Origin of the sequence: Deinococcus misasensis DSM 22328 (assembly GCF_000745915.1) — a bacterium.
Taxonomy (GTDB): Bacteria; Deinococcota; Deinococci; order Deinococcales; family Deinococcaceae; genus Deinococcus_C; species Deinococcus_C misasensis.
Map to the genome: position 1 here is coordinate 24,485 of NZ_JQKG01000043.1, position 10,663 is coordinate 35,147.

Annotated in this window: 10 protein-coding genes; 1 reads left to right on the forward strand and 9 read right to left on the reverse strand. The window is 56.3% G+C overall.

The window, feature by feature from the left end; all coding sequences use genetic code 11:
• Window positions 1–46: 46 nt before the first annotated feature.
• From Q371_RS19280 to Q371_RS19300, 5 genes are all read right to left on the reverse strand, one after another.
• Window positions 47–1,330, reverse strand: a complete 1,284-nt coding sequence (locus tag Q371_RS19280; protein ID WP_051964835.1) for a serine/threonine-protein kinase — start codon at window positions 1,328–1,330, stop codon at window positions 47–49.
• Complete coding sequence (locus Q371_RS19285) at window positions 1,331–2,710, reverse strand: vWA domain-containing protein (RefSeq protein ID WP_034343534.1); 1,380 nt, start codon at window positions 2,708–2,710, stop codon at window positions 1,331–1,333.
• Window positions 2,711–2,848: 138 nt separating this feature from the next.
• A complete protein-coding gene (locus tag Q371_RS19290; protein WP_034343535.1) occupies window positions 2,849–3,559 on the reverse strand; it encodes a YIP1 family protein in 711 nt (236 codons plus the stop codon).
• Window positions 3,560–3,704: 145 nt separating this feature from the next.
• On the reverse strand, window positions 3,705–4,871 hold the full coding sequence (locus Q371_RS19295; protein WP_034343537.1) for a pyridoxal-phosphate-dependent aminotransferase family protein: 1,167 nt from the start codon (window positions 4,869–4,871) through the stop codon (window positions 3,705–3,707).
• Between the two features lie 44 nt (window positions 4,872–4,915).
• Window positions 4,916–5,959, reverse strand: a complete 1,044-nt coding sequence (locus Q371_RS19300; RefSeq protein WP_084571543.1) for a serine hydrolase domain-containing protein — start codon at window positions 5,957–5,959, stop codon at window positions 4,916–4,918.
• Window positions 5,960–6,033: 74 nt separating this feature from the next.
• On the opposite strand from Q371_RS19300, the gene Q371_RS19305 reads away from it, so the two are divergent.
• On the forward strand, window positions 6,034–6,666 hold the full coding sequence (locus Q371_RS19305) for a winged helix-turn-helix domain-containing protein (protein WP_034343541.1): 633 nt from the start codon (window positions 6,034–6,036) through the stop codon (window positions 6,664–6,666).
• A gap of 515 nt (window positions 6,667–7,181) precedes the next feature.
• On the opposite strand, the gene serA is transcribed toward Q371_RS19305, so the two are convergent.
• The 4 genes from serA to Q371_RS27795 all read right to left on the reverse strand — a co-directional run.
• The gene (gene serA / locus Q371_RS19310) at window positions 7,182–8,747 is read right to left on the reverse strand and encodes a phosphoglycerate dehydrogenase (protein ID WP_034343544.1); all 1,566 of its coding nucleotides are present in this window, start codon (window positions 8,745–8,747) and stop codon (window positions 7,182–7,184) included.
• 456 nt (window positions 8,748–9,203) lie between these two features.
• A complete protein-coding gene (locus Q371_RS26055) occupies window positions 9,204–9,683 on the reverse strand; it encodes a DinB family protein (protein WP_051964838.1) in 480 nt (159 codons plus the stop codon).
• Between the two features lie 13 nt (window positions 9,684–9,696).
• Entirely contained in the window at window positions 9,697–10,284 is a 588-nt protein-coding gene (gene aat, locus Q371_RS19320) for a leucyl/phenylalanyl-tRNA--protein transferase (protein ID WP_034343546.1), read from the reverse strand.
• A 178-nt stretch (window positions 10,285–10,462) separates the two neighbouring features.
• The coding region (locus Q371_RS27795; protein WP_034343548.1) for a hypothetical protein at window positions 10,463–10,663 on the reverse strand (201 nt) is incomplete at its 5' end.

A 10,663-nucleotide genomic window follows, 5' to 3' on the forward strand; every position in this document is an offset into this window, starting at 1 on the left:
GACTCCTTTCAAGTTGAAACAGAGCGCCTTTTGCTCTGAAGTCCTGCTATCTTCCAATCCATCTGACGGCTTTGCTACCAGCATAAGCCCCGAGCACGCCAACCACGAATTGTCCCCAGCCAGACAGGGACCATTCCTGTCCCAGACGGATGCCTGCCCACAGGGCAAGGATGGGTAGAATCAGGGGAAGCATCCACCAGACCATCCGCCCGAGAAAAAAACCGGCCGCTCCAGCGATCAGTGCCCCTTCCCAGAAGCCGTAACGGTATCCGAGCAGGGCACCGAGGCCCAACGTCACCCAGCTTGCGAATTCGGCCTTGCGGGCCTGTGCACTGATGGGTTTGACTGGTTGGGACGGGGCCTGCGGAACAGGCAAGGGGGCAGGATCTGGGGCTTTGCGAAGCACAGGGGCGGTCTTTCCCTGCAAAAGCTGCAAGAACTGTCCGGCGGTCTGGGGCCTCTCCTGCACATTCAGACTCAGGCTTTGCACGATGGCTTCCCTGAGCACCGCAGGAACGTAAGCAGGCAATGCAGGAAGCTGCATGCCCAGCAAACGGTCCGTGGCATTCACAGGAGCCTGTCCGGTGAGTGCATGATGCAAGGTGGCACCCAGAGCGTAAATGTCGGTGTAGGGGGCAAATTTGGCCTGTGTGGCGTACTGCTCGGGGGCTGCATAGCCGGGGGTGACCATGCGGGTGTACTGCATGGTTTTTTCGGTCTGGAACGGACGGGTGGAGCCAAAGTCAATCAGGACCACCCGGCCTTCCGTGTCCAGAAACAGGTTCTCGGGTTTGATGTCGCGGTGCAAGAGACCTGAATCGTGGACAGCACTCAGGGCCTCTGCGCTGCGAATGGCGATTTTGAGCACATCCTCTGGGGAAAGGATGCCTGTTTGCAGTTTCTCCCCGAGGGTCTGGCCTTGCAGGCGTTCCATCACCAGATAGGCGGTGTGGTTTTCCTCGAAGGTGTCCATCACACGCACAATGCCGGGATGCTGAAAGCGTGCCAGCGCCTGACCTTCTTTCAGGAAGTCTTCTCGGGTGCGGTTGAGGAGGTCCAGACCTCCGGTCACGGGCAGCACCAGATTTCCCTGTCGGGTGCACCCCTGAGGGAACAGTTCTTTGATGGCCACCTGACGTTTCAGATGGAGGTCTTCTGCAAGGTAAGTGATGCCAAACCCGCCCTGCCCGAGCACCCTCTCCACCCTGTACCTGCCACCATGCAGGAGGCTTCCCGCAGGCAGTTCTACACTGTAGGACAGGGGGGCACCACATTGCGGACAACGCTCAGGGGTGCCAGAGAGGTGGGCAGCGCAGGTCGGACAGATCACTCAGGCTCCGGTGATGCGGCGGATTTCCTCGTCGGAGGGGAGGTTCTGGCCGGATTGAATGGTCTGGGTTTTGGCCCCGATGCGCAGGGTTTTGGCGGTTCCCAGACTGATGGTCTTGGAGGTGTTGAGTTCTTCAAGGGCACGGTCGAGGGCCTGGGTCATGTTGTTGTTGCCCAGCCTCTGGGTCATGCTGCGGGCCAGCTCCAGGGTTTTCTGGGCCTGTACCGGGTTTTGCTGGGCTTCTTTGGTCGCCTGAGCCACCAGCATTTCGATGTTGCGCTGCTGCACCCACTGCATCACGTCTGGAGCAATCACGCCTGCACGGGTTTCATCACTGGTGAATTCTGCAATCACGTCCATGGGAGGGAGTTCGCCCCGGAAGTTCTTGCCGGGCACCAGATAGGTCAGGCCAATCTGGGCGAGGCGCACTCTGGCAGGAATGCGGGCAGGCAGGGTGAACTCCAGAATGAAAATGCTTCCCTGTCCAGCCTCCACGTTGCCCAGAGGGAACGGGCTGTTGCGCAAATCCACCTCAGTCTGGGTGGGAGAAACGCGGGTCACACGGGTGAGTTCCACGTCTTTGACCGTCCGAACGCTCAGTTCCACATTGGTGATCACCTGAGCAGCGGCCTGCTTGATGTCTCCCAGCAGGGCTTTGGGCAGGTCACTGGCCCGCACAGAGGGCGGTTGGGGATTCTGGTTGTCTGGGACCACGTCAAAAGCCTGCCCCTGCGTGCGGTTGGTGAGGTCGAGGAGCAGGTCGGTGTTCACATCGTCGCCGACCCCAACGGTGGTGACGGGAATGCGGTTTTTCACGTAGAATTCGGCAGCACTCTGGCAGACTGCCTCATCGAAAGTCTGACCATCAGAGAGCAGGATCATGCGGCGGCTGCCACTTTCGCGGTCCAGCAGGTTGGCGGCCTCTTTCATGCCTGCCCCCATGTGGGTGCCTCCAGAGAATTTGGTCAGCAAGGCAGCAGCATCCAGCAGGGCTTTTTTGTCTCTGGCGGGAGTAAAAGGCAAAATCACTTTGGCCCGGTCATCGAACTTGATCAGGGCGATGCGGTCATCGTCGACGAGCAGGCCAGAGTTGAAGATGTTCTTGAGGGATTCCACCACCAGTTCAATTTTGCTTTTGGCCCCCTCGACCACCTCGTAGGTTTTGCCGTCCACCTGCATGGTTTGCCCGGTGCGACGGGAAGGTTTGGTGACCACTTCATACATGCTGCCCGAGGTGTCCACCACGAAAGCCACGTCCAGTTGCGGTCTGGCCGCCACCGCTTCCTGTGAAGGGGTGAGGGTCAGCATCGCAAACAGTTTTTGACCTTCCACATGGGCCAGCAAAAACTCGCGGTGCAATTTCAGTTGCGTGTTGAGCATGTTGTCTCCTTCAATCTGTACTGCAAGGTTGTACGTGGTTTAAAGGCAGTAAGTTCCCTGATTTTGGCCGACACCCCCATGATCCAGCAAATCGGAGGGTGCGTCTACACCCTCCGATCTCACATGCCCGGTGCAGGTTTAAAATTCGGTGGGGGCCTCGTCGATTTTCTCGGTGACAATGCCGTGGTCCAGAAAACGCCATGTTGCATTCAGGTTGTACTGGAAAACCACATGTGAGAAAGTCAGAACCAGTACAGCCAGCCCCACCCTCAGCCAGCCGATGCCGGTGTGTTTGAAGCCCAGAAACAGCAAATACGCCTGATACACAAACGCAGCAATGCCGGTGTAGAACATCAACTGAAAAGGCGCACTGCTCTGGATTTGCTTGAAGAGGTGGCGGGCAATGTCGCTGTTGTTGAAATACTGCAACTCTTTTTCCAGAATGGCTCTGGTCTCTGTCAGATCAGCAGGAAAAGGAAGCAAAAAACCACCCACCAGCAACACCACACCCCAAAGCAAAAAGGGCGTGAGGGACACCACGCTGATCTCCGAAACCCGTGCCTGAGGCCCGAGGATCAGGTAACCGACCACCATCATCAAAAGCCACCACATCACTTCTGAAATGAAACCGCTCAGGAAAATGCCGGCATACAGCACCCATGAATGCTCGGTGCCCATCGCCTGATAAAAACGCATGTAACTGACCAGCATGCCCATCACAGGCAGCAAGGCGCAAAGCATCAACCAGCCAAAGATTTTGCCGTTCTCTGGATAGGCATGGACCAGTCTGGAAAAATAAGCTCCGGGCGAAAAAAGGGCTTTATACGGTGCAAGGGATTTGACTGTCATGCAAAATTCCTCCTCAAATTCAGTACCCCTGCATGGTATGCAAAGTTGCAGTTGCCTGACAACTCAGAAAGCCAAATTTTCCAGTTCTTGGCATGCAAACATCAAAAAAGCCGCTGAAATTCAGCGGCTCTGGAGATCAAAAAGCTTACTGCCCAACCAGCTCTGGGGTCTGGTCTTTGAGGGCTTCCCATGCAGCTTTGACAGCCACACCACGTTCAAACTGCACGCCCAATCCAGCAAACACATCTTCCAGAATGCCTGCCACGGCCAGAGCGTCGTAGCGGTCAAAGTAACCCATCAGGGAGATGCGGAACATGCTGTCTTTGAAGGCGTCCTGACCTGCTGCAGCACGGGCACCTCTGGCTTTCATGGCCTCTGCGACCTGCTTGCCTGAAAGTGGCACAGGGGGCACAAGGGCTGCAGTTGCAGGAGAAACCCGCTCTGCAAAGTTGCTGCACCCGAGGGCCAGACCTGCTGCCACCAGTGCATTGTTCATTTTTTCTTTTTCCAGCCAGAGGTCTTCCAGAGGAATGCTGACCAGACGGGAGGTGCTGACAGTCAGGGCCTGAATCAGGTTGATGGCCGGGGTCTGGGCGGTTTCACCGTTTTGCTGGCTTTTGAGTTCCTTGGCGAGGTCCAGATAATAGCGTCTGGAGTTGGCCTTGCCAGAGTTCAGGACTTCAAGCGCTCTGGGGGACAGCATGGCAAAACCCAGACCGGGAGGGGCAGCCACCCCTTTCTGAGAACCTGAGACAATCACATCCAGATCCCACGCCTGAGGGCGCAGTTCTGCCACAGCAAAGCTGGTGACTGCGTCCACGTAAATCAGGATCTCGGGGTTGATGGCGCGCACAGCTTTCGAAATGGCTTCCAGATCGTGCAGGACACCCGTGCTGGTCTCGCTGTGGGTGATGAACAGGGCTTTTTTGCCCTGAACAGCCGCAGCAACCGCCTGAGGGGTCAGGGCCTTGCCCCACTCGGTGCTGACGTAAGTCACACTGTACCCGAGTTTTTCCGCCATCTGGCCCCAGCGTTTGCCGAATTTTCCGGCTTCTGCACAGACCACTTCTGCACCGTCTTCCAGCAGGCTCACCATGGCCGCCTCAAAAGCACCGGTGCCAGAGGTGGTGGTGATCAGCACTTCAAAATCTGCACCCAGCAGTTTGGAAAGGTTGGCTCTGGCCTCCAGAACGGCTTTGCGGGCCTCTGGGGTGCGGTGGTGGATCTGGGTCTGGGACAGGCTGCGCAAGGTGTCCGGCGAGACTTCTACAGGACCCGGGGCAAGCAGACGTGGACGGTTGAATGCGCTCATGGTCTGAGTCTAGCAAAAGCATTGGTGTACCATTGACAAAAAGGCTAATCAGCTTGTTCCAACCAGCTTGTCAGTCTTCCTTCTCTGAGCAGGTCCTTCAGAAGGTTTTGCACCACCAAAACACCCTCTGGACGGCTGCTGTTGGTCAGGACCACCACGCCCACTTTGCTCTCAGGATCAAAATACAGGGCCGTCAACACCCCATGGTCTCCACCCATGTGACCGATCAAACCCCTGTTGCGTTCCCAGAAAAGGGCTTGCCCTTTTTTCTTGGGAACCTCTGGGAACTGCTCTGTGAGCATGTGCGAGAGGGTTTCTGCTTGCAGGATCTGCTTGCCCTCCAGATGCCCCCCATTCAGAATGGCTGCCAGAAAACGGCCCATGTCCTGAGCACTGGACCTCAGTTGCCCATCCGGCCATGTGGGATACCCATAATGTGCCAGAGGTGAACCCTTTTCATTGTATGGAACGGCGACTTGCTCTGGAACAGGAAAACCTCTGAGAAACCAGTGGGTGTTGTGCATCCCCAGAGGACCGAAAATCCGTTCCTGGCACCACACATCGAGTGGTACAGCAGTGGCTTCTTGCAGAACATGGGCGGCCAGAGCAATCCCCACATTGCTGTAAGACTCCCTTTTTCCAGATCCTTCCGATGAGAAGTGTTCTGGCTGGGACAGATAATCCCGCAGGAAGACCTCCATGGAGATCTCAGGATCTCCTGCCCCATACGAAGCCTCCAGAGCCTCTGGATTGTCCAGAATGCCAGAGGTGTGGCTTGCCAGATGCCTGAGGGTAAAAGCATGGGGCAAAGGATCCAGCCAGACCACAGGGGCATCGAGGTCCACCCTCCCCTGTTCTGCAGCCTGCATGATGGCGGTTCCGGTCACCACCTTGCTGATGGACCCCAGCATGAAAGGGGTCTCTGGGGTCACAGGAAAGTGCTTTTCCCGGTTGGCCCAACCCCATCCAGCACTCCACTGCACTTTGCCTCTGGCCACCACCGCCAGAGACAAACCTGTTCCATCGAAATCGTCCACTCTGTCGGATACCCATTGATTCAGCCGATGGACTGTTGTTGACGCAGACATGGCTTCATTCTTGAGGTTGATCTGCTCAAGAAAACAGGTCTTTTCTTGAGTTGCCCCCCTATAAACTGAAAAAGATGACCCGCACCCTCACCCATCCCAGAGCCCTTGAACTGCTGCTGGAAGCCCACACCTTCACCTGTCTGGAAATGCTGTTGCAAAAAGAATGCACCCTCAGCCAGCTGGCACAGAAAACCGGACTTTCTGCAGGGAGCACCCTGTACCGCATCCAGCAACTCATGGCATACGGCTTCGTGGAGGTGGCCCATGAAGAAAAACGCTCTGGACGGGCCATCAAGCATTACCGGACCACAGCAGAAGCCTTCTACATCCCCTTTGCCATAACCTCTGCGGAAACGGCCGAAAGCATGTGCTGGAGGATGGTTGCCCCCCTGTTTCAGCATGCCATGAATGCCCTTCTGAAACAGGCCAGAGACCAGAACACCCCTCTGGAAAAAGGCGGCATCCTGTTTCAAAAAGACCCTTCAGGTGAGGCCCAGATCAAAATGGTCTCCGAAAACCTCAAGAGCGATTCCACGCGCACAGCATCGTCAGCCCACCACTTCCATTGGGAAACCCTGCATTTGACCCATGAGCAGGCCAGAGCCCTGAATACCGAAATGATGGCCCTGCTCAGCAAATACCAGAGCCTTTCAGGGCCACACAGCTATGTGGTGTTCTCGGGTTTGACTCTGGACGACGCCAAATGAAAGCCCCTGCTCTGGAGGGCAGGGGACCAAAACAAAAAATTCGCCTCTATTGGGCGACTGATATATACAGTGTATACCGATATGCATTATTCGTCAAGTCCATCCATGGCATGTCTTGAGCACCACTTTCAGCAAGAGCCATGAAAGCCTGAAAGTCCATCCTGCATGATGAAGCCATGCAAAAAGAACTTCGCATCACCGACATTGAATCCATCAAAAAGCTGTACTCTGGCTTTGCTGGCTTTTGAAGACGAGCAACAAAACAGCCACCACGTGATGGACACATACATGCCCATTTGATGGGTGTCTTGGTGGTGACTGGTTTTGCCTGGGAGCCAAACCAAAATAAAAATTCGCCTCTATGGGCGACTGATAAATACATCATATACCGATATGCATTATTCGTCAAGCCCATCCATGGCAAGTTTTAATTTGACCATAAATTCCCCGAGCCAAAAAGCAAAATTCCCCTTCTTTTCAGAAGGGGAACGGTTTTCACCAGAGGTCTTGAGAAATTAAGCTTCCACCAGATAAGCGCTCTCAATGACATCCAGAGCACGAATTTCTTCAAGTTGCTGGCTGCTGAGTTTGTCATCCAGAGTGAGGGTGAAAAGGGCCTCGCCGCCTTTTTCTGCACGTCCAAGGGCCATGCCTGCAATGTTCACTTTCTGGCTGGCGAGGTAGTTGGAGAGGGCAGCCACAGCACCGGGTTTGTCGATGTTGGAGCAAATCAGGATGTACCCCTGAGGCTCAAGTTCCACACGGAAGTTGCGCAGGCGGGTCAGGCGAGGGGCACTTCCAAAAGCGGTACCACCCACGGTGCGTTTGCGCTCACCCTGACGGACAATCACGCGGATTTCGGTCTGGTAGTAGTCGGCTTCTTCCAGAGCACGGGTGCCCACACGAAGGCCACGTTCTTTGGCCAGAGCACGGGCGTTGATCATGTTGGGGATTTCTTCGGTGGTGCCGCTCAGGTAACCGACCAGCACACTGGTCACAATGGCAGTGGTGTCTGCGGGGAACTCGCCGTAGAATTCCACTTCCAGATCGTTGGCACCGGGCAAGAGTTGACCCTGAATTTTGCCCAGCTTGCGGGCAATTTCAAGGTATGGCCCAAGCACTTCCTGGGTGTGGGCGTCCATGGCAGGAGCATTTACAGCCCCTCTGGACACGTCCCCTTTGAGGGCAGCCAGCACGCGGTCCACGATTTCGGCACCCACGCGTTCCTGTGCTTCCACGGTGTTGGCTCCGAGGTGGGCAGTGATCGCCAGATTGGGCGCGGTCAGAAAGGGGTGGTCTTTGGCTGGGGGCTCGTCTTTGAACACGTCGATGCCAGCAGCGAACAGGTGACCGCTGTGCAGGGCATCCACCAGAGCCTGTTCTTCGATGATGTTGCCACGGGCTGCGTTGACCACAATGGCACCCTTTTTGAGGAGGGCCAGTTCGCGGGCACCCACCATGGCTTCGGTTTCCTCGGTGAGGGGGGTGTGCACGGTGAGGGCATCCACCTGACCAAGCAATTCATCGAGGCTCTGGGCGCGTTTCACGTCCAGCAGTTTGAATTTTTCATCGGTGACGTAAGGGTCGTAAGCGACCACTTTCATTTTCAAGCCCTGAGCGCGGGCAGCCACCAGAGAACCAATGCGGCCCAGTCCCACAATCCCAAGGGTTTTGTCTTTGAGTTCAATGCCCAGGTACTTGCGGTCCCACACACCACTGACGGTTTTGGTGTGGGTGCGGATCAGGCCACGGGCAGAGGCCATCAGCAGGGCAATGGCCAGCTCGGCAGCAGACACGTTGTTGGACTCTGGAGCATTGAGGATCAGGATGCCTTTGCGGGAGGCATATTCCAGATCGATGTTGTCCACGCCCACGCCACCCCGGCCCACCACACGCAGGTTGGTGCCCGCATCGAGCAACTCCTGGTCCACGCGGGTGCGGGAACGGGTGATCAGGGCATCAAACTCGGGGAGGCGGCGCAGGACATCTTCCCGGGCCATATTCGGAATGTATTCAATGTCGAACCCCTCGTGGTTCAATTCACCGGGGTTCATTTCGTCACAGATCAGCACACGGTACATGAGCCCCATTATTGAGGGTTTGTGTAACGGGGGGGTGGGTTTTGAATAGATCAATGGTAGAAAGTGGGCATGGATGTGTGCTGAAAGCGCAACTGCGCCTGAGGCCGAGAGCCGAGAGCCGAGAGCCGAGAGCCGAGAGCCGAGAGCCGAGAGCCGAGAGCATGATGGTGTGCGCCCCAAAAATGGTCAAGGGATCTGTAGGGGCGAGCGGGCAGAGGGACCAGTGCCCAGCGCGAAGCGCCTCAGTGCCGACGGGGCCGCCCCCGAGCGACCCAGCCGATTCAAACCGCTTTGATCGGCGCAGTCGGGTCAAGAAGGCACGTAGTAGAAGGCAAGAAAAGGGCCGCCCCGTGAGCGCGTAGTCAGGGCAAGACAACATGCGGTCCCTTGTTTTGCCAAAGAAGGCGTGCCTCGCCCTTCATCGCTCTAGCTAAAGCTTTCTTTTGCCCTTGGCCCTCAGCCCTCGGCGGGGCGCAGCCCCCCATCAACCAGATGCATCAACTGCCGCACCGCCCCGAGGTGATACGCCAGATGGGCCACCGTTCCATGTCCCATGTCTTCTGCGATTTCAGCTTCGGAAAGTTGCTGCATGCGCTGCAAGAACACCTGACGGGTGGCTTCAAAATCGGTCTTGAGTTGCTGCCATTCCTCTGGAGTGACGGTGTAAGGCTGGAAGCTGGCCAACCAGTCCCGCTTGTGGCGTTTGCCGTCCATCCATTCCACCACCACCTGCAAATGGAAGTGCATGTGCCGGATGTGACTGGCAATGCTGGGGATGCCCTGCCATGAGAAAGAGGCCTGCTCGGCGGTCAGACGGTCCATGGTCGGGTAAATGCCAGAGTTGTGGTCGAGGTACTGTGTGCCCTGTCCGGGCAATCCCCCTTCGAAAGTTTCGCGCAGGATTTCGGTGAGTTCTTTCAAAACAGCGTCTTTCATGGTTGCCTCCTGTTCAGTCCGTGAAAAGCACATCTTGCTGCAACGCCCGGTCCAGCAACTTCTGGTACTGCTTCGGGCTGACGTTGTACGCCCCGAAACGTTCCAGATGGGGATTCATCAGTTGGGCATCATAAAGGGTGAATTTCCGCCTTTTCAGGTGCTCCACCAGTCGCACCATGGCCACCTTGCTGGCCTCTGGGACGTGGTAGAACATGCTCTCTCCAATGAAGCCTCCACCCAGCACAATGCCCAGAATCCCTCCAGCCAACTTGCCTTCATGCCACGTTTCAAAGGAGTAAGCAAAACCAGCCTGATTGAGCCGGAAATAAATGTCTCTGAGTTCATCCGAAATCCACGTTTCATCCCGGTGGGCAGTGGCGCAGCCCTCCACTGTGGCTGCAAAATCACCATTGATGCGCACCTCAAAACGGTCACTGTTTAAAGCACGTTTCAAAGATCTGGGAATGTGAAACCGCTCGTCCAGAGGAATCAATGTGCGCTCTCTGGAGGAATACCACCCGAGTTTGCCGTCCTCTCCGGCCATCAGGAAATACCCCTGTGCGTATCCGTTGGCAATGTCGAAAACATCCAGATGTTTCATGGGTTGGGTTTAAGGTACCACGAAGGGGGAAAGCGGCAGGTGGGGGTTGTTGCTTTGTTGCCGAGGGCATTATGGGGGCCACATGTGCCTTGCCCGATGCCGAGAGCCGAGAGCCGAGAGCCGAGAGCCGAGAGCCGAGAGCCGAGAGCCGAGAGCCGAGAGCCGAGAGCATCGTGGGTCACAAAGAAAAAATGGTCAAGGGGATCTGTAGGGGCGCAGCGGACAAGGAGACCAAGACGCGGTCTCCTGTTTTGTACAAGAAGCGTGCTGCGCCCTTCATTGCTTCAGCCAAAGCCTTTTTGGCCTTCTGCCCTCTGCCTTCTGCAAAAAGGCAACCCTTACAGGTTGCCTTTTTCCTCAGGGATACATCTTCCCAACC

Excerpts from the sequence above, each read along its gene's own strand:
- serA (WP_034343544.1), bottom strand. The coding sequence starts at position 8,747 with ATGTACCGTGTGCTGATCTGTGACGAAATGAACCCCGGTGAATTGAAC.
- Q371_RS19305 (WP_034343541.1), top strand. The coding sequence starts at position 6,034 with ATGACCCGCACCCTCACCCATCCCAGAGCCCTTGAACTGCTGCTGGAA.
- Q371_RS19290 (WP_034343535.1), bottom strand. The coding sequence starts at position 3,559 with ATGACAGTCAAATCCCTTGCACCGTATAAAGCCCTTTTTTCGCCCGGA.
- Q371_RS19300 (WP_084571543.1), bottom strand. The coding sequence starts at position 5,959 with ATGTCTGCGTCAACAACAGTCCATCGGCTGAATCAATGGGTATCCGAC.
- Q371_RS19295 (WP_034343537.1), bottom strand. The coding sequence starts at position 4,871 with ATGAGCGCATTCAACCGTCCACGTCTGCTTGCCCCGGGTCCTGTAGAA.
- aat (WP_034343546.1), bottom strand. The coding sequence starts at position 10,284 with ATGAAACATCTGGATGTTTTCGACATTGCCAACGGATACGCACAGGGG.
- Q371_RS26055 (WP_051964838.1), bottom strand. The coding sequence starts at position 9,683 with ATGAAAGACGCTGTTTTGAAAGAACTCACCGAAATCCTGCGCGAAACT.
- Q371_RS19285 (WP_034343534.1), bottom strand. The coding sequence starts at position 2,710 with ATGCTCAACACGCAACTGAAATTGCACCGCGAGTTTTTGCTGGCCCAT.